20 protein-coding genes, 1 tRNA gene and 1 pseudogene are annotated in these 22,209 nt (G+C 69.2%); 10 read left to right on the top strand and 12 right to left on the bottom strand.

From position 1 onward, the window contains the following. Positions 1-19 precede the first annotated feature (19 nt). Complete coding sequence (locus tag ABZW96_RS14170; protein ID WP_355074534.1) at positions 20-613, top strand: TetR/AcrR family transcriptional regulator; 594 nt, start codon at positions 20-22, stop codon at positions 611-613. On the opposite strand, the gene ABZW96_RS14165 is transcribed toward ABZW96_RS14170, so the two are convergent. After that, positions 610-1,503 (bottom strand): Abi-alpha family protein, encoded by an 894-nt coding sequence (locus ABZW96_RS14165; protein WP_355074533.1) that lies wholly within the window; start codon positions 1,501-1,503, stop codon positions 610-612. The two genes, ABZW96_RS14170 and ABZW96_RS14165, sit on opposite strands and share 4 nt — an antisense overlap. After that, a pseudogene (locus tag ABZW96_RS14160) lies at positions 1,494-2,874 on the bottom strand (hypothetical protein). Before ABZW96_RS14160 ends, ABZW96_RS14165 begins: the two are co-directional and overlap by 10 nt. Before the next feature lie 135 nt (positions 2,875-3,009). Between ABZW96_RS14160 and ABZW96_RS14155 the strand changes: the two are divergent. Together ABZW96_RS14155 and ABZW96_RS14150 are read left to right on the top strand one after the other, a co-directional pair. Beyond that, positions 3,010-3,888 (top strand): Abi-alpha family protein, encoded by an 879-nt coding sequence (locus ABZW96_RS14155; protein ID WP_355074531.1) that lies wholly within the window; start codon positions 3,010-3,012, stop codon positions 3,886-3,888. Between the two features lie 429 nt (positions 3,889-4,317). After that, the gene (locus tag ABZW96_RS14150) at positions 4,318-4,869 is read left to right on the top strand and encodes a nuclear transport factor 2 family protein (RefSeq protein ID WP_355075029.1); all 552 of its coding nucleotides are present in this window, start codon (positions 4,318-4,320) and stop codon (positions 4,867-4,869) included. Position 4,870: 1 nt separating this feature from the next. Here the strand turns inward: ABZW96_RS14150 and ABZW96_RS14145 are convergent, their stop codons facing one another. Next, positions 4,871-6,514, bottom strand: a complete 1,644-nt coding sequence (locus ABZW96_RS14145) for a peptide chain release factor 3 (RefSeq protein WP_355074529.1) — start codon at positions 6,512-6,514, stop codon at positions 4,871-4,873. A gap of 302 nt (positions 6,515-6,816) precedes the next feature. Between ABZW96_RS14145 and ABZW96_RS14140 the strand changes: the two genes are divergently transcribed. Then, positions 6,817-7,419: a 50S ribosomal protein L25/general stress protein Ctc gene (locus tag ABZW96_RS14140; RefSeq protein ID WP_355074528.1), complete on the top strand. Its 603-nt coding sequence runs from the start codon at positions 6,817-6,819 to the stop codon at positions 7,417-7,419. Further along, the gene (pth, locus tag ABZW96_RS14135; RefSeq protein WP_355074526.1) at positions 7,385-7,999 is read left to right on the top strand and encodes an aminoacyl-tRNA hydrolase; all 615 of its coding nucleotides are present in this window, start codon (positions 7,385-7,387) and stop codon (positions 7,997-7,999) included. The genes ABZW96_RS14140 and pth overlap by 35 nt, the downstream gene beginning before the upstream one ends. 15 nt (positions 8,000-8,014) lie before the next feature. Here the strand turns inward: pth and ABZW96_RS14130 are convergent, their stop codons facing one another. Together ABZW96_RS14130 and ABZW96_RS14125 are read right to left on the bottom strand one after the other, a co-directional pair. After that, on the bottom strand, positions 8,015-9,667 hold the full coding sequence (locus tag ABZW96_RS14130; protein ID WP_355074525.1) for a fatty acyl-AMP ligase: 1,653 nt from the start codon (positions 9,665-9,667) through the stop codon (positions 8,015-8,017). A gap of 99 nt (positions 9,668-9,766) precedes the next feature. Continuing rightward, positions 9,767-10,438 (bottom strand): lysophospholipid acyltransferase family protein, encoded by a 672-nt coding sequence (locus ABZW96_RS14125; protein WP_355075028.1) that lies wholly within the window; start codon positions 10,436-10,438, stop codon positions 9,767-9,769. Between the two features lie 105 nt (positions 10,439-10,543). Here ABZW96_RS14125 and ABZW96_RS14120 point away from each other — a divergent pair, with 105 nt between their 5' ends. Further along, the gene (locus ABZW96_RS14120; protein ID WP_355074523.1) at positions 10,544-11,104 is read left to right on the top strand and encodes a TetR/AcrR family transcriptional regulator; all 561 of its coding nucleotides are present in this window, start codon (positions 10,544-10,546) and stop codon (positions 11,102-11,104) included. A 21-nt stretch (positions 11,105-11,125) separates the two neighbouring features. Here the strand turns inward: ABZW96_RS14120 and ABZW96_RS14115 are convergent, their stop codons facing one another. After that, positions 11,126-12,316 carry an aminotransferase class V-fold PLP-dependent enzyme gene (locus tag ABZW96_RS14115; protein ID WP_355074521.1) on the bottom strand — a complete coding sequence of 397 codons (1,191 nt, stop codon included), beginning with the start codon at positions 12,314-12,316 and terminating at the stop codon, positions 11,126-11,128. A 176-nt stretch (positions 12,317-12,492) separates the two neighbouring features. Between ABZW96_RS14115 and egtA the strand changes: the two genes are divergently transcribed. From egtA to egtD, 4 genes are all read left to right on the top strand, one after another. After that, positions 12,493-13,833: an ergothioneine biosynthesis glutamate--cysteine ligase EgtA gene (gene egtA, locus ABZW96_RS14110; protein WP_355074519.1), complete on the top strand. Its 1,341-nt coding sequence runs from the start codon at positions 12,493-12,495 to the stop codon at positions 13,831-13,833. Between the two features lie 94 nt (positions 13,834-13,927). Continuing rightward, positions 13,928-15,274, top strand: coding sequence for an ergothioneine biosynthesis protein EgtB (egtB, locus tag ABZW96_RS14105; RefSeq protein ID WP_355074517.1), 1,347 nt, complete (start codon positions 13,928-13,930; stop codon positions 15,272-15,274). A gap of 87 nt (positions 15,275-15,361) precedes the next feature. Then, complete coding sequence (egtC, locus tag ABZW96_RS14100) at positions 15,362-16,171, top strand: ergothioneine biosynthesis protein EgtC (RefSeq protein WP_355074515.1); 810 nt, start codon at positions 15,362-15,364, stop codon at positions 16,169-16,171. Positions 16,172-16,188: 17 nt separating this feature from the next. Beyond that, positions 16,189-17,160, top strand: a complete 972-nt coding sequence (gene egtD / locus ABZW96_RS14095; RefSeq protein WP_355074513.1) for an L-histidine N(alpha)-methyltransferase — start codon at positions 16,189-16,191, stop codon at positions 17,158-17,160. Between the two features lie 21 nt (positions 17,161-17,181). On the opposite strand, the gene ABZW96_RS14090 is transcribed toward egtD, so the two are convergent. From ABZW96_RS14090 to ABZW96_RS14065, 6 genes are all read right to left on the bottom strand, one after another. Next, a complete protein-coding gene (locus ABZW96_RS14090) occupies positions 17,182-17,829 on the bottom strand; it encodes a DUF2461 domain-containing protein (protein ID WP_355074512.1) in 648 nt (215 codons plus the stop codon). Between the two features lie 50 nt (positions 17,830-17,879). Further along, on the bottom strand, positions 17,880-18,746 hold the full coding sequence (locus ABZW96_RS14085) for a hypothetical protein (RefSeq protein ID WP_355074510.1): 867 nt from the start codon (positions 18,744-18,746) through the stop codon (positions 17,880-17,882). A 100-nt stretch (positions 18,747-18,846) separates the two neighbouring features. After that, positions 18,847-19,104: a hypothetical protein gene (locus ABZW96_RS14080; protein WP_355074508.1), complete on the bottom strand. Its 258-nt coding sequence runs from the start codon at positions 19,102-19,104 to the stop codon at positions 18,847-18,849. Positions 19,105-19,198: 94 nt separating this feature from the next. After that, a complete protein-coding gene (locus ABZW96_RS14075; protein ID WP_355074506.1) occupies positions 19,199-20,179 on the bottom strand; it encodes a ribose-phosphate diphosphokinase in 981 nt (326 codons plus the stop codon). Continuing rightward, positions 20,176-21,666 (bottom strand): bifunctional UDP-N-acetylglucosamine diphosphorylase/glucosamine-1-phosphate N-acetyltransferase GlmU, encoded by a 1,491-nt coding sequence (gene glmU / locus ABZW96_RS14070; RefSeq protein WP_355074505.1) that lies wholly within the window; start codon positions 21,664-21,666, stop codon positions 20,176-20,178. The genes ABZW96_RS14075 and glmU overlap by 4 nt, the downstream gene beginning before the upstream one ends. A 90-nt stretch (positions 21,667-21,756) precedes the next feature. Then, a tRNA-Gln gene (locus tag ABZW96_RS14065) sits at positions 21,757-21,827 on the bottom strand. Positions 21,828-22,209: the final 382 nt, after the last annotated feature.

The following is a 22,209-nucleotide window of genomic DNA, read 5'->3' as shown; positions in this document are numbered from 1 at the left end:
ATCGCTATAAAATTGCGCCATGAGCACGACGACCCGAGGGCGGCCGCGATCCTTCGATCGGGACGCGGCGCTGGACAAGGCCATGCGGCTGTTCTGGGCCCGGGGGTACGAGGCCACCTCGATCGGGGACCTGACCGCGGCCATGGGCATCGGCGCACCCAGCCTGTACGCGGCGTTCGGGGACAAGAAGACGTTGTTCGGCGAGGTCGTCGCGAAATTCGGCGACCGCTACGGCGGATTCGTCGCGAGGGCGCTGGCCGAGGAGGACACCGCGGAGGCGGCGGTACGGCGGATTCTGCGCGAGGCGGCGACGGAATACACCCGGCCGGAATGCCCGCACGGCTGTCTGGTGATCAGCGCGGGCGTCAACACCACCAGCGCCGAGATCGCCGATCTCCTGCGCGATATGCGCAATCGGAACATCGACACGTTCGCCGCGCGCATCCAGGCCGACATCGACGCGGGCGTCCTGCCGAGCCACCTCGACGCGCGCACGCTGGCCCGCTACGTCGGCACGGTGATGCAGGGCATGTCCCAGGCGGCGCGCGACGGAGCAGGCCGGGCCGAATTGGAGCGGGTGGCCGAGATGGCGCTGCGCGGCTGGGGGCCCTAGTGGCCCGAGGCGCGTCCGTCCTGCACGACCACCGGCAGGCAGGTGCGCACGAAGTCCGCGCCGAAGTCGGTGAGCACCACGCTGCGGTAGATCACCTTGGTGCCGAAGCCGGAGCGCTTCAGCATCTCCCGCACCGGTGACTGCGCCTCCAGCAGCTGGTACCGGTTCGGATTGCCGACCGGCTCGCGCGCGTGCTCGATCAAACCGAGCCTGCGCAGGTTGGTCAGGTACTGCTGGATCCGGTTCGGAAAGCGCAGGCCCGCGTGTTCGCCGATCAGCGTGAGCATCGAGCCCAGGCGTTCGGAGCCGAGCGCGCGCGGGCGGCCGGTGCGGATGTCGATCGAGGGCTGTGGCCCGTCCAGATGCAGGAAGCGCAGGATGCGCGCTTCGTCCGGGGTCAACTCGGCGAGCATGCCCGCGAAGGCCGGATGGTTGTCGTCCTCGCCGTGCGGGCTGGCCGACAACCGCAACAGCGCGGCTCCCTGCTCACGCAGCGTCGGCACCGCTTCCTGCGTGGACGGTTCCGTGGCGGCGGGCATCCCGAGCGCCTTGCGCATCGCGTCACGGACCTCGGACTCCGCCTCGGCCAGCACTTCTCGCGGCGGCGCTCCCTCGATGCTGCGCCGTACGACGGTCGAGGTGACGCCGACCGCGGTGCCGACGCTCCAGGACGTCACCCCGGTGACCGCGGTCCACGCGACCCGCGCGACGCCTGTCGCCGCACGCACGGTGGCGAGGGGAACCGTTACCCGTCTGGGTAATTCGTCGGTGTGCGCGATGTCCGAAGCCGGCCGCCGGGCGATCTCCTGCGATGGCTCGGCATTCGCCGCCGTCGCGTCGAGGTGCTCGACGGCCTGGATATCGCCGTCGTCCGGACCCGCTACAGCCATGATGTCGCCACTCCCGTTCCGAAGATCAGGATATGAGCGTATCCGGCGAACAGCCCCAACACGCCGCCATGGACGAAAAGGAGCCATTCATCCTGCTTGATGGCCGCGCGCAGCATGTCCACGAAGTCCGGCGGCGACAACATCGCCATCTGCCTCGCGATGTATTCGTTGATCTGCCTGCCCTGGCGGACGTTGAATTCCGGGTCGGCGAACGCGATCGGCGCGATGGCCATGGCTTCGCTGGTGAACGTCGATTGCAGCGAGTCGTATTCGCGGCTGCCGAGCACGAACTTGACCGCGGGACGCGCGGGACCGAGCGCGCGGTCGGCGGCCGGGCGCAGCGTGTCCTCCAGCATCTGCATGGTGCGGTCCGAGCGGGGGCCGTTGAGCAACTCGTCGCCGATATTCGCCACCGTGATCACCTGGCTGGAAACCAATTCCGCGTATCCGTCGGTGATTTCGGACTTGCGTTTGATCAGCAGGCCCTGCCGCCACGGAACCCACCACTTCGGATACGCGGGCGCGAAGATCATATTGATGCCGATCCAGTTGACCACCCAGCCGATGATCACGCCGCCGATCGGCAGCACGACCAGGCTGGACCAGCCGGTCAGATGCAGGATGGCGACCAGCAGCACACCCATCGGCGCGCCGAAGTAGAAACCGAAGTTCTGCATGAAACGCAGTTCCTTCGCGCCGAGCACCTGGAACAGCGTGTTGAGCAGATGCGGCCGGGCCTGGAAGTAGCGGATCACCATCTGCTTCACATCGAGCAGCTGATCGATATTCGCGCCCAATTCCTCGGTCAGCTCGCGCAGAATCTCCGGCAGTTGCTGGCGCACCCTGGCGTGCACCATGTCGCGCACCTGGGCGGGCAGGTTGTACCAGAGCTGCGGATGCTCGCGGCGCAGGATGTCCTCGACGATGTCCTTGATCTGCGCGTCGGCGATGCTCGCGAGGTGCTCGGCCAGCTTGTCCGGCTCGAGTTCCCGATAGAAGTCCGCGACGCTGCCGAGTTTGGCCAGGCCCTTGTCGACCGCGATGCTGGCCATCTTGTCCGCGCGCGACGGGACGATGCCCTGCCAGCCGAACCGGCCGTCGTAGCTCAGTAGCGGGAGAACTTGAATTCGCTTGGGAAGGAACGGATACAGCGCGCGCAGGCCGGGAACTCGGATGCCGTGGAAGGCGACCGGCTTGAACAGCATGAGCACGCCGGTCCAGTTGGTGATGTAGCCGATCACGCCGGTGAAAAGCGGTATGGTCACGAGCTCGAGGAGGATCGTCGGGTGGATTCCGAAAACGCTCTCTAACACGACACCCTCCTGCCGATACACCGGTGATCGCCGCCTCACCGGCAACCAAAACTAGCACCCCCTCGGCGAAGAAACCTTATTGCGCGCCGCGCGCCGGTCGCACTGTCCGAGTCAGGCGGTGCGAATGCCCCGCGACACAAGGGGAAGTAATCTGTGGGACGGATTCGTTCCCCCCGGCGATATCGGAGAAAACGTGGCAGACGACAGGACCGGACAGGACGTGGTAAGGCCAGGTCCCCGCGCCGTCGAGCGCAGTTCGGATGTCGAACAGCGGCAGATCAGCAATGAGGCACGGCTGATCCGCGGTGTGTTCCGCGCGGCCGGAGTGGCCGCGGGCACCGTCGTGCGCGGAAGCCAATGGGCGGTCGGCACGACCTACGAGGTCACCAGGGAGATCACCCAGGCCGCGCTGGACGGGGAGTCCTCGGCCGAGATCGCCGAGCGGACCGGAAACGCGTTGCGCTCCATCGCTCGCAGCGCGCTCGGCGTCACCGAGGGGTCGGTCCGGGAGATCGTCAGCTATGTCCCGACCTCCAACGGACCCACCTCGCAGCAAGCGCTGGCCGTCGGGCCGTACCTGCGCTCGGCGAGCACGGAGGAGTTGCGCCGCCGCGGCGACGCGCTGCTGGCCAGGTCCGCCGACGTCTACTTCACCGAGGACGTGCACCCGGCCTACGACCGCATCCTCGACGAGCTCGCTCCCGACGAGGCGCGCATCCTGCGCTTCATGGCGCTCAACGGCCCGCAGCCGTCGGTCGACGTGCGCACCAACCGTCCGCTGGGGATCGGCTCGGAACTGGTGCAGGGCGACCTCACCTCGGTGCCCGAGCAGGCCGGGGTGCGCTACCCGGACCGGTCGCGGTCCTACCTGATCAACCTCAACCGCCTCGGGCTGACGCTGACCTCGGACGATCCGGTGGTCCTGAGCCGCTACATGGTGCTGGAGGTGCAGCCCGTGGTGGAGGCGGCGCTGAAGAAGGCGGGCCGGGCGCCGAAGATCGTCCGCAAGAGTCTCCGGCTGACCGAGTTCGGTGAGGACTTCTGCCGCACCTGCTTCACGATCGGAAGCTGACACCCCGAAGTTGATCTTCGTCGGAATGTTCTCTCTCGTCGCGATAGCAATCTGATACAACTCTCCCAATCCGGCACTCGGGATGGGATTGTTGAGGGTATGGATCAGCGAACCGGCGGGCAGGGGCGCGGCGACCCAGGTTTGGGCATCGCTGGGCAAACGCGTAACGACCGGGGCAAGGGTCCCGGTAATCAGCAGCGCGACGACCCGGGTTTTCCCCCGGGCCGGCAGGAGCGCGGCGGGGTGGACATAGATTCGAGCGGACCGGAGCCCGAGGAGCGAGATATCGGCACGGCCGGTCCCGCGCCGAGCCGTGGTCAGCGGGCGGCGAGCACCGGCGAACGAGATCCCGGCGACCTGCGCGCCGACGAGCGGCTGCCCTTCGACGCGGGGCCGATCGACTTCGGGCGGGTGCGCGACGACCCACGCCTGACTCGCGGCGAGGAGCGGGAGCCGGACGACGTGTCGGCGATCTCGCGGTTGAAATACCGGTACCTGCGTACTCTCGACACCAAGTCGTGGGATGATTTTGCCGACACCATGATCCCCGAGGCGACCGCGACCTACAGCGAATATCTCCAGTTCGAATCGCGCGAGGCTTTCATCGCGTTCATGCGCAACACGCTCGGGCCGCACGTGATCACCGAACACCGCTGTGACCACCCCGAGATCGATGTCGAAGGCGACACCGCCACCGGCACCTGGTACCTCGCCGACACGGTGCTCATTCCGGGCCACAACATGCTGCTGCGCGGCGCGGCCTTCTACACCGATCGCTACGTGCGCTGCGACGACGGGCGGTGGCGGATCTCGCACACCGGCTACGAACGCACCTACGAAGTGGTGCTCTCCCTCAGCGACCTGCCCAGCCTGCGCCTGACCTCCAGCCGCTGGGGCCTGATCGCCAAGGAGGACGGCATCTCATCGATCGAACGCGACCCCGGCGCCGCGCCGCTGCGGCCGGAGTCCGAGGCCGGCTGACTCAGTCGGCCGTAGCGACCAGGGGCTCCAGGGTGAGCGCCGGGTGCTCCTTCTCGATGTATTGCAGCCGCCACTTGTCGCTGAACAACGCGAGCAGCGCACCGTCTGAGCGGGTGAACACCTCCACCCCGCGCTGCCGCCCGAGTTCGTCCGCCGACGCGGCGTCGGTGCGCCGGGCCAGCGTGTAGGCGAGGTGTTCCATCGTGGTCTCGACGTTGAACTCCGCGAGCATGCGCGCGGTCACCACTTCGAACTGCATCGGGCCGACCGCGGCCAGCACGGGAGAGGCGTCGCCGCGGATGTCGTTGCGCAGCACCTGCACGACGCCCTCGGAATCGAGCTGGTCCACGGCCTTGCGGAACTGCTTGTATTTGCCCGCGCTGCGCGCCCGCAGCACCGCGAAATGTTCCGGTGCGAACGAGGGGATCGGCGGGAACTCCACCTTCTTGTCTACGAACAGCGTGTGCCCCGGTGCCAGCGCCGTCGCGTTGACCAGGCCGACGACGTCACCCGGGTACGCGGTGTCGACGGTGGCGCGCTCGCGGCCGAACACGGTCAGCGCGTACTTGGTGGCGAACGGCCGACCGGTCTGCGCGTGGGTGACCACCATGCCGCGTTCGAATTCGCCGGACACGATCCGCATGAACGCGAGGCGATCGCGGTGGGCGGCGTCCATGCCCGCCTGCACCTTGAACACCACCGCGCTGAACGGGTCGCCGGTCTCGCGCGGCTTGCCGTCGACGTCACGACGCGAACCGGGCGCAGGCGCGAGCGCGACCAAGGTCTCCAGCAGTTGCCGTACGCCGAAGTTCAACATCGCCGAGGCGTAGATGACCGGCGAGGTCTGCCCGGCGAGGAAGAGTTCCTGGTCGTGGTCCTGGCCGGTGGCCGAGAGCAGTTCGCTCTCCTCCGCGGCGGTGCTCCACGGCTCGCCTTCGCGCGCCTCCGCGGCCTCCGGGGTGATCGACTCCTCGGGCGCGATGGTCGCGCCGCCCGCCGTGCGCGTGAAGTGGATGTATTCGAGCGGGACGCCGTCCGGGCCGCGGCGCAGCAGGCCGCGGAAGTCCCCCGCGATGCCGACCGGAAGGAACAGCGGGGTGGGGGTGAGTCCGATCCGCTCGTTGATCTCGTCGAGCAGTTCCAGCGGCGCCCGCCCTGGCCGGTCCCACTTGTTGATCACGGTGATCACCGGGATGCCACGGTGGCGGCAGACCTGGAACAGTTTCAGCGTCTGCGGCTCCAAGCCCTTGGCCGCGTCGATCAGCATCACCGCGGCGTCGACGGCGGTGAGCACCCGGTAGGTGTCCTCGGAGAAATCGGAGTGGCCGGGGGTGTCGACCAGGTTGATGACGCTGTCCACATCGGAGCCCTTGGCCCGGTAGTTGAACTGCAGCGCGGTCGAGCTGACCGAGATGCCGCGCGCCTTCTCCATCTCCATCCAGTCCGAGACGGTCGACTTGCGCCCGGCCTTGCCGTGGATCGCGCCCGCCTCGGAGATCATCCTGGCGTGCAGGGCCAGCGCCTCGGTGAGCGTGGACTTGCCCGCGTCGGGATGGGAGATCACCGCGAACGTGCGCCGGCGGGCTACCTCGGCGGATAACCCACGGGGTGCGGGCGCGACAACACCCTCAGGGGAGGCGCTCAACGCAAGACAACCTTTCGCAGACGACCGATCGGCAACCCCGCCAGCGTACGCGACTCGCTCGAGCGCGGGCCGAACCGCCGGTGACCACCCGATTCAAAGAGCGCCTCTGCGCTGGGGTATGGTGTTCGGGTTGTCTCGGCGAGGGTGACCGCAGACCAGTTTTGCGACACCGTGATCGACGCGGCGCGGCTTCCGGCCGTCCCTGTTCGGTCTTCGCCCCGACGAATAGACCATCCGTCAGGTGTGCAGCACCCCTGACGTGTAACTGACAGCCCGGAAGAGCCGTAGGAGTAGATCCAGTCATGTCCGACGTCAACCTTCTCGAAGCATCCGTACGCACCGAGTTCGGTAAGGGCGCAGCGCGCCGTACCCGTCGTGCGGGCAACGTCCCGGCCGTGCTGTACGGCCACCAGGCCGACCCGCAGCATCTGTCGGTGAACGCCCAGGCCTTCGCCGCCATCCTGCGTGAGCACGGCACCAACGCGGTGCTGAACCTCGTCATCGACGGCAAGAAGCAGCTCGCGCTGACCAAGTCCGTCGTGGTGCACCCGATCCGCCGCTACATCGAGCACGCCGACCTGCTGATCATCAAGCGCGGCGAGAAGGTCACCGCCGACGTGAACGTCACCGTCACCGGCGACGCCGCCCCCGGCACCCTGGTCACCCAGGAAGCCACCACCGTCTCCGTCGAGGCCGACGCGCTGAAGCTGCCCGAGGCCATCGAGGTCTCCGTCGAGGGCGTCGAGGCCGGCACCCAGATCACCGCGGGCGAGCTGCAGCTGCCCGAGGGCGTCGACCTGGCCGCCGATGCCGAGACCCTGATCGTCAACGTCATCGCCGCCCCGGCCGCCGAGCCCGTTGAGGGCGAGGGTGCGGGCGAGGCCGAGGGCGAGAGCGCTGAGTAGTACCGAATCGTCCGCCGGGCCCGCGCTCGTCGTCGGACTGGGCAACCCAGGTCCCGAATACGAGCGCACCCGGCACAATGTCGGTTTCCTGGTCGCCGACGTGCTCGCCGAGCGCGTCGGCGGCCGTTTCGGTGTGCACAAGAAATCCGGCGCCGACCTGCTGCAGGCGCGGCTGGACGGGCGTCAGGTGCTGATCGCCAAGCCGCGTTCGTTCATGAACCTGTCCGGCAGGCCGGTGGCCGCGCTGGCGAAATTCTTCTCCGTGCCGCCGACCGAGGTGATCGTCGTGCACGACGAACTCGACCTGCCGTTCGGCTCCATCCGGCTCAAGCGCGGCGGCGGTGAGGGCGGGCACAATGGTCTTCGTTCCGTCTCCAGCGCCCTGACCACCAAGGACTACTTGCGCACCCGCATCGGCATCGGCCGTCCGCCGGGCCGCCAGGACCCGGCCGATTACGTGTTGAAGCCGTTCTCCACGCCGGAGCGCAAAGAGGTCCCGGTGATCATCGAGCAGGCCGCCGACGCGGTGGAACTGCTGCTGCGCGTCGGGCTGGAAACCGCGCAGAACCAATTGCACTGAGCGGCACTCGGCCGATCACCCGCGCGGCAGATGCATCGCGGTCGCGGCCCTGCGCAGTTTGCCGGAAGACGTCTTCGGTAGTGCGCCGGGACCGAGCACGGTGACGGTGCGTGGCCGCGCGCCGACCTCCGCGAACACCGAGTGCACGATCTCGCGCTCGATGCGCTTGACCTCGTCGGGATCCTGGTGGCTGCCGCTCTCCACCACCACGGCGAAACTTTCCCGCTTCTGGCCCGCGTCCAGGCGCACCGCCACCGCGTTGCCCGGCCGGACGCCTGCCACCCTGGCCGCCGCGCGCTCGATGTCGGTGGGGTAGATGTTGCGGCCGCCCATGATGATGACGTCTTTGATCCGGCCGCACACCACGATCAGTCCCTCGTCGGTGAAGTAGCCGATGTCGCCGGTGTCCAGCCAGCCCTCGTCGTCCCGGGCCGATTGGAATCCGTCCACCGTCACATAGCCGGAAGTGACCGCGGGACCGCGCAATTCGATCACGCCCACCGAGCGGGCGGGCAACGGTTGACGTTCGCTGTCGACGATCCGGCCCTCCAGGTTGTCGACCAGATAGCCGAGGGTGGGCAATCGCCGGATGTTGGCCGGTTGGCCGTGCTCCACCGGCACGGGCACCGCCTTGCCGATCGCCTCGAGCAGGTCGGCGTCGATCACGTCGAGCACCTGTCCGTGCCCGGGGTCGGGGATCGACACGGCGAGCGTGGTCTCGGCCATGCCGTAGACCGGGGTGAGCGCCATCGGGTTGAGGCCGAAGCGTTTTCCGGCCGCGGCCAGCGCCTCCATGGTGTCCGGGTCCACCGGTTCGGCCCCGTTCCACATGTACCGCACGCTGCTGAGGTCGAACGCGCCTTCGTCGGCCTGCCGCAGCCGCCGGGCGAGCAGCGAATAGGCGAAATTCGGTGCGGCGGTGACAGTTCCACGGTACTTGCTGATCAGCTCGGCCCACAGCAGCGGCTTGGTGAGGAAGTCCAGCGGCGTCACGCACACCACTTCGGCGCCGAATTGCATGGGGACACTGAGGAATCCGACCATGCCCATGTCGTGGAACAGCGGCAGCCAGCTGACCATCACATCGTCGGCGAGCTGGAATTTCACCCGGTCGAACATGGCGTAGGCGTTGACGAAGAAATTCTCGTGCGTGATCCGCACCGCCTTGGGCGAGCCGGTCGAGCCGGAAGTCAACTGCTGCAACGCGATATCGCCCTCGGCGGTGGGCACCGGATCGATGTCGGGGCCGCCGGGCAGCTGGTCGATGCGCACGACGGTGATGCCGCGTTCGCGCAACAGCGGCTCGGCCGCCTCGAACGGCGCGCCGAGCACGACCGCGCGGGCCCGGATCATGGTCAGCACGGTTTCGGTGTCGCGCGCCCAGACCACCAGATCGGTGCGCGGAGTCGGCTGGTGCAGCATGGTGATCGACGCGCCGCGCATCCAGATGGCCTGGCAGGCCGGGGCGATGTCGACCGGCATGCCCGCGAGCACGCCGACCGCGTCACCGTGCCCGATACCGGCTTCGGCCAGCCCGCCCGCCATGCGCCGGGCGAGCCGGTGGATCTCCGACCACGTGCGCCGCAGTGGGGCGCCGGGCTCGCCGGTCACCAGGCCGCGCTCGGAGGTCTGTGCGGTCGCATACATCTCGTCGGTGAATCTGCTCAAAGTCCCAACTCCTCCATCACCAACCGTTGCCGGGAACCGGCCTCCCCCGACTATCACGCCATAGTGGCCCAGCGTTAACCCCATTTCCAGGGGCGCAGGTCAGGGGCGCGAAACAGTGGCCGGAAAGGTTGCGGCGTAACGATCGACGTAGCACCGGCCGGAGCGGGCGGCCAGTTCGCGCATCAACTCGTCGGTCGCGGCGCGCACCGTCCGGCGCTGCTCGGCGGGCGGATAGCGACGCGGCGCGCCGAACGCGATACGCACCTTGCCGAAACGCAGCAGACGGCTGCCGCGCGGGTTCACCCGATCGGTGCCGGAGAGGGTCACGGGAACGACCGGCGCGCCGGTGGCCATGGCGACCCGCAAGGTGCCGGTGCGTCCGCGATAGATCCGGCCGTCGGGGGAACGGGTGCCTTCGGGATGGATCGCCCAGACCCCGCCGTCCGTCAGGATGCGGGTGGCGGCGGCCAGCGCCGCGGCGGCCGCGTCACCGCCGGTCCGATCGACCGGCACCTGTCCGGAGACCGAGTAGAACCAGCGGTTGATCCGGCCGCGCACGCCTTTTCCGGTGAAGTACTCCTGCTTCGCCAGGAACGTCACGCGCCGTGGCACGACCAGCGCGAGGTAGAGGGAGTCGATCACCGCGAGATGATTGGCCGCGATGATCACCGGTCCGGTTCGCGGAATGTTGTCCAGTCCTTCGACCGTCGGCCTGCCCAGCAGTCGCAGCAGCGGACCGAGCAGGACGTACTTGAACAGCGGGTACCACACGTAGACCTCCAAGGGCATTGGGCGTAGACACTGTCTACCCGATCTCGTAGACAGTGTCTACACCCGGTGTGCGGTCACACAGCGACAGGCGTAGACAATGTCCGCATGGCCGAGAGCGAGTCGCTACGAGATCGACTGGTCGACGCCGGTGTCGACCTGCTCGAAGAGGTCGGCGCCGCGGGACTGGGATTGCGGGTCATCACCCGGGCCGCGGGCGTCTCGCACGGTGCGCCGCGGCGGTATTTCCCGACCCACCGCGCACTGCTCGCCGCCATCGCGGCGCGCGGTTTCGCCGATCTCGCGGACCGGTTCGCCGCGGTGGACGCCGGGGCCGCGCGCGATCGTCTCACCCGGATGAGCGCCGAGTACATCGCATTCGCCGCGCGGCGGCCGGAGATGTTCACCCTGATGTTCCGGCACGACCTACTCGAAGGCTCCGGCGAGAATCTGCGGTCGGTCAGCCTGCCGCTGTTCGCGCGGTTCGCCGAGCTGGTCGGCGCGGCGGCGGAATCGGGCGCGATCGACCCGCGCCACCGTGCGATCGCCCTGTGGACCAATGTGCACGGCATCGCCACCGCACAGGCCAATCGAAGCTTGCGCCTGGTCGACCCCGGAGTGGACGCGGCGGCTCTGGTGGCCAGGGCACTGGCCGTGCATCTGGCCTGACCGTTCCGTGGCGCTCGCGGCTCAGGCGCGCAGCTGTGCCACCGCGGCGACGAAGCGATCGAGCTCGTCGAAACCGACGAAGCAGTGCGGCGAAGCGCGCACGACGGAGGCCAGGCCGCGGCCGGTCATGTCCAGCAGGGTCGAGCCCGCGTGGCTGACCGTGACGGTGATGTCCCGCGCCAGCAGCCGGTCGCGCACCTCGACGGACTCGACGCCGTCAACGGTGAACGACACGATGCCGCTGTGCCGGATGCCGAGATCGCGCACGGTGACGCCGGGAATCTCCGGCAGCGCCTTGCGCAGGTGCTCGGCGCGGGCCGCGATCGCGGCGTAGACGTTCTCCGGGCCCAGTTCGAGCAGATATCGCACGGCGGCGCCCAGGCCGAGGCGGCCCGCGACGTCGCACTCCCAGAACTCGAAGCGGCCTGCGTCGGGCGCGAGCCGGTAGTCGTGCGGGCCGGTCCATTCCGCGCTGTGCAGGTCGAGCCGGCCTGGTTCCATGGAGCGCGCCAACTCCGGCCGCAGATACAGGAATCCGGTGCCGCGCGGGCCGCGCAGCCACTTGCGTCCGGTGGCAGACAAGGCGTCGACGCCGAGCTCGGCCACGTCCAAAGGCAGCTGCCCGGCGGACTGACAGGCGTCCAGCAGCACCAGCGCGCCGACCGAGTGCGCGATCCTGGTCGCCTCCGCTGCCGGGTTCACCAACCCGCCGTTGGTGGGCGCGTGCAGGATCGAAACCAGCTTGACCCGTTCGTCGACCAGCGCGGTGAGCGCGTCGAGGTCGATCTGCCCGCTGCCGTCGCTCGGAATCCGCTCCACCGTGGCGCCCGTGGCGCGGGCGCGCTGCAAGGCGGCGATGGCATTGCTGGCGTAGTCCGCCTCGGAGATCAGGATGCGGTCGCCCGCCGCGAGCGGGACCGAGTAGAAGAAGTCCGCCCAGGATCGGGTGGCGCTGTCGCTGAGCGCGATGCTCTCGGGTTCGGCGTTGATCAACGCCCCGATCGCGGTCTTGACGTCGGCGAGATCGTCGAGCCGCTCGTTCGCGGCGCGATAACCTCCGATCTCCGCTTCCCGCAGCAGATGCGCGACAACGGTGTCGGTGACGACTCGCGGCGGTAGCGACGAGCCGGCGCTGTCGAGGAAAACGGGTCCGGGTTCCGGCCCGGACACGCATCCGGGAGTGTCGGCTCGTACGCGAGCGTCATCCAGCATGGAGCCGACCTTATCGGGTCGATTGTTCGGCTTCATGTCGGTTTCTTGTCGGTCCGCATGGCTACGCTGGATGGATCGCCGCACGCGAATTTCGGCCCGTGAGTGGAATACCACCGGACCGAATGGCGATAACCGAAGAACAGCGGACAACGTCCCGACGCCCACTGGAGGTTGGCATGGCGGTCACGCTCGAGAGTCCTGAGTCGGCCGGTTGTGCCACCGAGCAGGGAGAACTGTCCTCCCGCGCGGCGGCGGAGGCCTATATCGGCGGGGTGTGCTTCAAGCTCGGACCACCCACGCTGATCGGCGCCGAACTCGAATGGCTCACGGTGCAGGGTGAGTGTTCGGCGTCCGGACCTTCGGCCGCTCCGCGCCCCCAACTGTCCGCCTTGGCGGACGCTCTCGGACCGTACGCACCACGGTCCATCGCCCCTGATTCGCCGGCGCTCGCGCTGCCGGGGGGCAGCCGGGTCACTCTCGAACCCGGTGGTCAGATCGAACTCTCCAGCGCTCCCTACGAAGCTGCCGCGCAGCTGTGTGATCGACTGCGCGATGATGCCCGCCTGTTGCGGGAACTTCTCGAATCCCGGTCCATCCGCCCCGTTTCCGTCGCCGCCGACGCGGACCGCCGTCCCAAACGCTTGCTTCAGCTGCCGCGCTATCGCGCGATGGAGCGCTCCTTCGGCGGCATCGGGCCGTTCGGCAAGCTGATGATGTGCAACACCGCGGCCGCCCAGGTCAGCGTCGACGCGGGCGCCGACCGTGCGGACGTCACCGCGCGGTGGATCGCCCTGTATGCCGTCGGCCCGGCCCTGCTTGCCGCCTTCGCCTGTTCACCCGTCCTGCGTGGCGCGCCGCCCGGAGCGTGGGCCTCCCAGCGCATGCGGGCCTGGCTGCGGCTGGACAACACGCGCACCCGTCCGCCGGTGCTGGACTGGACCGACCCGGTGGCCGCCTACGGCAGATGGGCGCTGGACGTGCCGCTGCTGTGCGTGCGCCGACCCGACGGTGCGGCGGAATGCGGCGACGCCGACGGATGGTCCGCGCCGCCCGGGGCCACCTTCGCCGACTGGCTGTCCGGCGCGCTGGACGACGAGGTAGGCCGCCGCCCCGACACCGGCGATCTCGACTATCACCTCACCACGCTGTTCCCGCCGGTACGCGCGTCCGGCCACTTGGAGGTCCGCTACATCGACGCGCAGCCCGGTGACGCGTGGACCATTCCCGTGCACGTGTTCGACGCGCTCATGTCCAGCCCGTCGGTGGTCGCTGAGGCGAGCTCGATCGCGGCGCCGCTGGCGGGCCGCTGGGTCGATGCCGCCCGCTACGGATTGGCTGATCCGGACATCCGGGCGGGCGCGGTCGCCCTGCTGCGTCTCGCGGCCGAGCACACCGCGACCGACGAGGCGGCCCGCGCCGTCGAGTCCGCCGCCGAACGATGTCACCGCGGTCGCACCCCGACCGAGGACGACATCGAGCACGCCCCGAGCCCGCGGCTTCCGGGAGTCGCCACGTGAACCAGCCGCGCTGCCCTGGCGCCACGCAGGCCCACCGGGCCGCCGCCAGCCGAATCGCCGCCGCCGACCCCCATGAATCCCGGAGATGTTTTTCGTGACCACTTTCCAACCCGCCCCCACCGACAACTTCGGCACCGAACAGCTCAGGGATCGGATCGCCGACGTTCTCACGCGCGCCCGCCTGCGCACCCACACGCTCACCGACTGCGTCGACGAAGCCGAACTCGTGGCCCAGCATTCCCGGCTGATGAGCCCGCTGGTCTGGGACCTGGCGCACATCGGCAATCAGGAAGAACTCTGGCTCGTGCGCGACGTCGGCGGACGCGACCCGGTGCGCGCCGACATCGACGAACTCTACGACGCCTTCAAACACGCCCGCGCGAACCGGCCCACGCTGCCGCTGCTCGATCCCGCCCAGGCGCGCGACTATGTCGGCACTGTACGCGACAAGGTGTTGGACGTACTGGAGCGCAGCGATCTGCGCGGCCGTCCGCTGATCGACGACGGATTCGCCTTCGGCATGATCGCCCAGCACGAGCAGCAGCACGACGAGACCATGCTGGCCACCCACCAGTTGCGTACCGGCGCCGCCGTGCTCTCGGCGGCGGACGCCCCGGCCGCGACGGCGGCGGTCGGCGCGGAAGTCGTGATCCCCGCAGGGGAATTCCTCATGGGTACCTCCACCGACCCGTGGGCGCTGGACAACGAGCGCCCCGCCCATCCGGTGCGAGTGGCCGGTTTCGCGATCGACGCCGCGCCGGTCACCAATGAGCAGTACCTGGCCTTCGTCGACGACGGCGGCTACGAACGCCCCGAACTCTGGTCCGAGCGCGGCTGGGCGCATCGCGTCGAGGCGGGCCTGGTCGCGCCGCAGTTCTGGGAGCGTGATCCGTCCGGGCATTGGTGGCGGCGGGTGTTCGGCGTGATGACCCCGCTGCGGCCGCGACAGCCGGTCGTGCACGTGTGCTGGTTCGAGGCCGAGGCCTACGCGAACTGGGCGGGCAAGCGCCTGCCCACCGAAGCGGAATGGGAGAAGGCGGCCCGGTTCGATCCGGCCACCGGCGCGTCGCGCCGATTCCCCTGGGGCGACGCCGATCCCGACGTCGCCACCGCGAACCTCGGGCAGCGGCATCTGGAACCCGCCGAGGTGGGCGCGTATCCGGCCGGCGCGTCCCCCGCGGGCGTGCACCAGTTGATCGGGGACGTGTGGGAATGGACCGCTTCGGGTTTCGAGGCGTACCCGGGGTTCCGGGCGTTCCCGTACCGGGAGTACTCCGAGGTCTTCTTCGGCGGTGATTACCGTGTGCTGCGCGGCGGTTCCTTCGGCACCGATCCGGTGGCCTGCCGCGGCACCTTCCGCAACTGGGACCATCCCATCCGTCGCCAGATCTTCGCCGGGTTCCGCCTGGCGCGGGATCTGCGGCCCGGAGAAGGGGAGTGAGCGCCGCCCGTCGTGCCGGGCGATGGTGCGGCCGCGGTCCCGCGGCGAGCGGCCCGCGCCTCGCGACGTCGGCCCCGGCGGGTGCGGATGTGTAGACACTTGGGTTACGTCGGCCCGCCGGTGCGGGTGGGCGACATGTTGACCCTCGGCTCCCATTCGCTGCGCACCCAGGCGTGGGCGCCGCGCGACATGCGTCACGGCGGCACCATCAACGCCGACGGTTTCGGCGTCGCCTGGTGGAGCGTCACGCCGGACGACACGGTCACCGCCAGCCGCTACCGCAACGCCGAACCGATCTGGACCGACCCGGCCGTTGACGAGGTGCTGCCGCAACTGGAGTCCGCCGCGGTGCTCGGGGCGGTGCGCTCGGCGACGGTCGGCATGCCGGTCGAACGGTCCGCGTGCGCGCCGTTCACCCGCGACCGCTGGGCGTTCAGCCACAACGGCGTGGTGCCGGACTGGCGCCGCACCCTGACCGGCGTGGCGGCCGAATTCGCGGTCGTCGCGGCCGGACTCGGCGCCGAGGACCTGTTCTCTCCGGCGCGGCTGCTGGAGGCCGAATCCGCCACCGACGCGGCGACGCTGTGGGTGCTGCTGTGCGATCTGCTGTCGACCGGCGCACCGGACGGCGAGTGGTCGGCGGCTCCGGCGGCACTGCGGCTGCTCGTCTCCGCGATCCTCGACCGGGCGCCGGAAGCACGCCTGAACCTCCTGCTCTCCGACGGTGCGCAACTGTGGGCGACCACCTGCCACCACTCGTTGTCGGTGCTGGTCACCGATGATTTCGCACTCGTGTCCTCCGAACCGTTCGACGACGACCCCCGCTGGCAGTCGATCCCGGACCGCAGCCTGGTGAGCGCCAGGCCCGGCGCGCTGTCCGTCGACCCCCTCCTCTGACCCGAAAGGCCGGTGCCATGACCGCAGTCACGCTGGACATCCACCTGACCGAAGACGACCTGAACACCGCGCTCCGCTCGGACGCCAGGCTGGGCCTGACCGCGAACCCGAAATGGTTGCCGCCCAAATGGTTCTACGACGCCAAGGGCAGCGAGCTGTTCGAGCGGATCACCGAGCTGCCCGAGTACTACCCGACACGCACCGAGCGCGCTCTGCTCGAACGGGTGGTCGACGAGATCGCCGACGCCGCCCAAGCGGAGGTACTGGTCGAACTCGGCGCCGGATCGGCGGCGAAGACGCGCCTGTTGCTCACCGCTCTGAGCGCGCGCGGGCCGTTGAAGAAGTATGTACCGCAGGATGTTTCGTCGGCAGCGCTGCGGGCGGCCGCCGACGAGGTCGCGGTCGAGTTCCCTGGGCTCGCCGTGCACGGTGTGGTCAGCGACTTCACCGACACGCTGGCCAACCTCCCCCGCGGCGGACGCCGGATGATCGCATTCCTCGGCGGCACCATCGGCAACCTCGTCCCCGCGGAACGGGCGGAGTTCCTCGCCAGGATCCACGACTTGCTCGAGCCGGGGGAGCAACTGCTGCTCGGGGCCGGGCTGGTCACCGACCCGGCGGTACTCGTTCCCGCCTACGACGACGCGGCGGGCGTCACCGCCGAGTTCAACCGGAACGTCCTACACGTGCTGAACTCTCGCCTGCGCGCCGACTTCGCGCCGGAGAAATTCCGGCACGTCGCGGTCTGGGACGTCGAACGGGAGTGGATCGAGATGCGGCTGGAGGCGAGCGAGGACATGACCGTCGCGGTCGGCGATCTCGACCTCACCGTGCGCTTCGGCCGCGGCGAACAGATGCGCACCGAGATCTCCGCCAAGTTCCGCGTCGAGGGCCTCGAAGCCGAACTCGCCGCCGCGGGCTTCGCCACCGGACACGTGTGGACCGATCCGGACGATCGTTTCGCGCTGCTGCTCGCCGGGCGGCGCTGACCACGTGTCGATCGGCGGCGCTCACCACGACGGGGCGCCGCCGGCCACCGCCCCCAGCCACTCGACCAGCGGCCGCATCGTCTCCCAGGCGGCGCGGACTTCCTTCGCCGTGCGCGGCGTGTCCAGCCAGGCGGGCGCGCCGAATTCCCGGCCGCACGTGATCGACTTGTGCCGCAGCAGGTCGATGCGCGGGTGGTCGGCGTCGTAGCCCTTGGGTCGGGTCTTCAGCTTCTCGCCGCCGATGGTGAAGCCCGCGTCGGTGAGTTTCGCGAGGATCGCCACCAGTTCCGGTCCGCGCACCTCGTCATCGATGGTGGCCCGCAGCTGCGCGAGTTGCTCGGACGAGCCCTGGTAGAAACCGCCACCGACGAACAGACCCCCGGCGTTGATCTGGACGTACCAGCCGACCCCCGCCGCGGCGCGCACCACGGCGCCCTGCGCGGTCTTGTACGGTGACTTGTCCTTGGCGAACCGCACGTCGCGGTAGGGCCGGAAGATCTTGGCGGTCCCGAAATCCGGCTCCAGATCGGCCACCAGGGCCTTCATGGGCGCGAGCACCGACTCGTCGTAGATCTTCTTGTGCGCGGTCCAGAACGCCTTGGAGTTGTCGGCCTCCAGGTCTTCGTAGAAGTCGAGCCCGGCGAGCGGGAAACCCGCGAATCCGGTCATGCCCGCACACCCGCCGCGCTGATGTCACCCGATAGACGCATACCGAAAATCTACGTCGTGATGTCTCCGCCGAACACGACGAACCCCACGATGAGGCCGATCACCATCCCGACGGCCGCAGCGATCGCTGCCCATTTGCCGAGCGATTCGCCCTTGTTGCGCCCGATGATGCCCAGGATTATCCCGGCCGGGCCGAACAAGATCGGGCAGAACAGCACCGCGGTTATCGCGCAGACGAAGCCGATGATCGAGTACACCTGGCTGGTCGGCTGCTTCGGCGGGGTGGCGTAGGGCTCGTACCCCTGCTGCGGATAGGACGGGTAGCCGTACTGCGGCTGTTGCGGCCCGGACGTCGGGTAGCCGTACCCACCGCCTGGCGGGTACTGCGGTTGCCCGGTCGGCGGATACGGCTGCTGCGGGGGATACGGCTGCTGAAAGTCACCGGGCTGCCCGCTCGGCGGATAAGGCGGTTGCCCGCCCGAACCGTACTGCGTGTGCTCGTCCGGCGTGAACCGCTGCGTCGTTTCGTCGGGAGGCTGTGGCCCGGAACCCGGCGAGGGAGCCCCCGGCGCGGCGGGTTCGGCGCCCCAGGACTGCTGCTCGCCCCCGCCGTTGGCGCCCCAAGGCCGGGGTTCGGCGGGCTGGCCGCTGGGCTCGGCGCCCCACTGGCCGCCCAGCGCTCCCCCGGGCGGCGAGCCGCTCGACTGCCACCATTGGTCGGCCGGGCCCGGCTCGTGCTCCGGCGGTAGCGCGGCGGCGGGATCGTGCTCGGTGGGTCGTCCACCGGGCGTCTGCGCCGGGGCGGAGCCGGTCGACGGCTGGGCAGGCTCGTCACCGGAGGTCTCCCCGGTCGGCTTCGACGGTGACTCCGGCGGCCGCTGCTCGTCGGGGTGGTCCGGATCCTTCGGCGTGCTCATCGCACCCTCCTCGTGTCGTCCCGGTCACGCAACCTATGCCTACCACGGTGAGCGCGTCGTCATAGCCGATTGCTACAGGCGCGTCGGGGACGGAGCAGGTTCAGAGATCCTCGTCGTCGATGATCTCGATCGCGGCCACCTCGGCGGACCGGTCGTCCGACTCGTCCGCGGCGAGGGTGTCGCGGGCCGTCCACTCCTGGTCCAGCTCGTCGTCGATGCCGAGCCTGCCGTCGTCCTCATCCTCGTGGTAACGGATGCGCAGTTCGTCGGGCGGATCCTCGATGTTGCGCTGATACTCGCGGATCTCGTCCTCCTGGTCGTCGTCCCCCATCTCGGTCTCCAACGGATCACGGTCCATACCCTCAGTATCCCCACCGATCGCCGCGGCTAACGCGGACACGAGAACGGCGGCCCGGACCGTAGTCCGAGCCGCCGTTCTTGCGGTAAGAGCTCTATGCGTTTCCGTTGAAAAGACCGGTCACGGAGCCGTTTTCGAAGACCTCGCGGATCGTGCGGGCCAGCAGCGGCGCGATGGACAGCACGGTCAGCTGCGGGAACTTCTTCTCCTCGGACAGCGGCAGGGTGTTGGTCACCACGACCTCCTTGGCGCCGCAGTCGGCGAGGCGCTCGGCGGCGGGCTCGCTCAGCACGCCGTGGGTCGCGGCGATGACCACGTCACCGGCGCCCGCGTCCTTCAGCACCTTGACCGCGCCCGCGATGGTGCCGCCGGTGTCGATCATGTCGTCGATCAGGATGCAGGTGCGGCCCTCGACCTCGCCGACCACGCGGTTGGACTTGACCTGGTTGGGCACCAGCGGGTCGCGGGTCTTGTGGATGAACGCCAGCGGCGAGCCGCCCAGCGAGTCGGCCCACTTCTCGGCGACGCGCACGCGGCCGGAGTCGGGGGAGACGACGGTGATGTGCTCGAGGCTGTAGTTGGTGCGGACGTACTCCGCCAGCTGCACCTGCGCGTGCATGTGATCGACCGGGCCGTCGAAGAAGCCCTGGATCTGGTCGGTGTGCAGGTCGACGGTGATGATCCGGTTCGCGCCCGCGGTCTTCAGCAGGTCGGCGACCAGACGGGCCGAGATGGGCTCACGGCCGCGGTGCTTCTTGTCCTGGCGAGCGTACGGGTAGAAGGGCAGCACCGCGGTGATCCGCTTGGCCGAGCCGCGCTTGAGCGCGTCGATCATGATGAGCTGCTCCATCAGCCACTGGTTCAGCGGCGCGGGGAAGCTCTGCAGGACGAAGGCGTCGGAGCCGCGCACCGACTCCTCGAACCGGACGAAGATCTCGCCGTTGGCGAAGTCCCGTGCCACCTGCGGCGTGACGTGGACGTCGAGCTCCTTGGCGACCTGCTCGGCCAGCTCAGGATGAGCGCGTCCCGAGAAGAGCATCAGGTTCTTCTGGTTGTCCATCCATGACGCGGTCACTGCTGTTTGCCATCCTTTTGCTCTATTGCCTGACCCGACATCTCCTTGGCCGCGATGGCTTCCGCCGCCGCGCGCGCCGCGTCCGTCCCTGGACGGTGTCGCTGCACCCAGCCCTCGATGTTCTTCTGCGGTCCACCGGACACCGCGAGAGCTCCGGGCGGAACGTTTCTGCGCAGTACAGTACCCGCCGCCGTATAGGCTCCGTCACCCACCGTCACCGGCGCGACGAACATGGTGTCGCTGCCGGTGCGTACGTGCGAGCCGACGACGGTGTGGTGCTTGGTCACGCCGTCGTAGTTGACGAAGACGCTCGACGCACCGATGTTGCTGTGCTCGCCGATGGTGGCGTCGCCGACGTAGGTCAGGTGCGGGACCTTCGAATGCGCGCCGATCGAGGCGTTCTTGGTCTCGACGAACGCGCCGAGCTTGCCCGTGTCGCCCACGATGGTGCCCGGCCGCAGGTAGGCGAACGGGCCGATGGTCGCCTTCGGGCCGATGGTGGCCCCCTCGCCGTGGGTGCGGATCACCTTCGCCCCGTCGCCGACGACCACGTCGGTGAGCGTGCTGTCCGGGCCGACCTCGGCGTCCTCGCCGACGACGGTGTTGCCGAGCAGTTGCACACCGGGCAGGATCACTGCGTCCCTGCTGATGCGCACGCTGGCGTCCACCCAGGTCGAGGCGGGATCCATGATCGTGACGCCCGCGCGCATGTGGCGTTCCAGGATGTAGCGGTTGAGCGTGCGCGCCGCCGAGGCCAGCTGCACGCGGTCGTTGACGCCGGTGACCTTGGCCGCGTCGACCAGGCGTGCGCCGTGCACCGGGTGTCCGGCCTCCCTGGCCAGGCGCAGCACGTCGGTCAGGTACAGCTCGTGCTGGGCGTTGGCGGTGGACAGGCGGCTGATCATGGTGCGCAGCACCGCGGCGTCGAACGCGTACACGCCGGAATTGACCTCGGTGATCGCGGCCTGTTCCGGGGTGGCGTCGGCGTGTTCGACGATCTCGGCGAGCTGGCCCTCGGCGTCGCGGACGATGCGGCCGTAACCATTCGGGTCCGGCGGCACGAAGGTCAGCACGGTGACCGCGGGGCGTTCGGCGTAGCTGCGGTGCTCATCGAGCAGCGCGGCCAGGGTGTGTCCGTCCAGCAACGGCACGTCGGCGGAGGTGACCAGCACGTCGCCGGTGAAGCCGACCGGCAGGGCGGCAAGCGCGCACTGCACCGCGTGGCCCGTGCCGAGTTGCTCTTCCTGGATCGCCGGGGTGATCTCCCGGCCGAGATCGTCGGCCACCGCGGCCACCGCGGCGCCGACTTGTTCGCGATCGTGCCCCACCACGGTGATGAGGTACGCGGGGTCGATCTCGTTCGCCGCATGCAGCGCGTGCGCGAGCATGCTCCGACCGGCCAGCGAATGCAGGACCTTGGGGGTCTTCGACCGCATTCGTGTCCCGGCACCGGCTGCGAGAACGACGACGGCGGTCTGCTGTGGCATGGATCTCCCTCGGCTGCCTGTCCTCGTGCTGGGCGTCGTCGTGCTTGGTCAGCGATGTGCGGGCCAACGATAAGTCATCGTGCTCTCGAGCTCCGCCGCCAGGACTCGAACCTGAACTCTCTGAACCAAAATCAGATGTGCTGCCATTACACCACGGCGGATTGCCACACCGGCGGTTGGCGAAACCCCCGCCGCTGTGCCATGGCACGGGATGAATCCTCGCATACTCGCCCGCCTCCCCGCGAATTGTTCCCCGCGCGGCATCTGGTATTCGGGCCGGACCAGCGCGGGAGCGCTCCTGTCCTCCGGCCGGGCAGCGCTCGGGCGGAGGACCGCTCGAGCGCCGACTACAGCGGAGAGCCCCCGCGTGCCCTCGCCCCGGAGAAGCGGACTGCCGACCGGTCTGGGACAGTGGTATCCGAATGTCGATGTCGTGCGTCGGAGCCCCGATGTGACGGCTGACCAGGCACGCACGAGGGCGGATCGCCGGGCTCGCCCGCGGTCCCGTCCCGGCATGCGCTCGTCGGCTCGGCGGGAACCGTC

This window comes from Nocardia sp. NPDC004168, from assembly GCF_040610355.1.
Classification (GTDB): domain Bacteria; phylum Actinomycetota; class Actinomycetes; order Mycobacteriales; family Mycobacteriaceae; genus Nocardia; species Nocardia sichangensis.
This window is presented reverse-complemented; position numbering and strand designations above follow the sequence as displayed.

Bases quoted from the DNA above. Each gene is read 5' to 3' on its own strand.
- ABZW96_RS14170 (WP_355074534.1), top strand. From the start codon at position 20: ATGAGCACGACGACCCGAGGGCGGCCGCGATCCTTCGATCGGGACGCG.
- ABZW96_RS14165 (WP_355074533.1), bottom strand. From the start codon at position 1,503: ATGGCTGTAGCGGGTCCGGACGACGGCGATATCCAGGCCGTCGAGCAC.
- ABZW96_RS14140 (WP_355074528.1), top strand. From the start codon at position 6,817: ATGTCCGACGTCAACCTTCTCGAAGCATCCGTACGCACCGAGTTCGGT.
- ABZW96_RS14120 (WP_355074523.1), top strand. From the start codon at position 10,544: ATGGCCGAGAGCGAGTCGCTACGAGATCGACTGGTCGACGCCGGTGTC.
- ABZW96_RS14115 (WP_355074521.1), bottom strand. From the start codon at position 12,316: ATGCTGGATGACGCTCGCGTACGAGCCGACACTCCCGGATGCGTGTCC.
- egtA (WP_355074519.1), top strand. From the start codon at position 12,493: ATGGCGGTCACGCTCGAGAGTCCTGAGTCGGCCGGTTGTGCCACCGAG.
- egtC (WP_355074515.1), top strand. From the start codon at position 15,362: ATGTGTAGACACTTGGGTTACGTCGGCCCGCCGGTGCGGGTGGGCGAC.
- egtD (WP_355074513.1), top strand. From the start codon at position 16,189: ATGACCGCAGTCACGCTGGACATCCACCTGACCGAAGACGACCTGAAC.
- ABZW96_RS14090 (WP_355074512.1), bottom strand. From the start codon at position 17,829: ATGACCGGATTCGCGGGTTTCCCGCTCGCCGGGCTCGACTTCTACGAA.
- ABZW96_RS14085 (WP_355074510.1), bottom strand. From the start codon at position 18,746: ATGAGCACGCCGAAGGATCCGGACCACCCCGACGAGCAGCGGCCGCCG.
- ABZW96_RS14080 (WP_355074508.1), bottom strand. From the start codon at position 19,104: ATGGACCGTGATCCGTTGGAGACCGAGATGGGGGACGACGACCAGGAG.
- glmU (WP_355074505.1), bottom strand. From the start codon at position 21,666: ATGCCACAGCAGACCGCCGTCGTCGTTCTCGCAGCCGGTGCCGGGACA.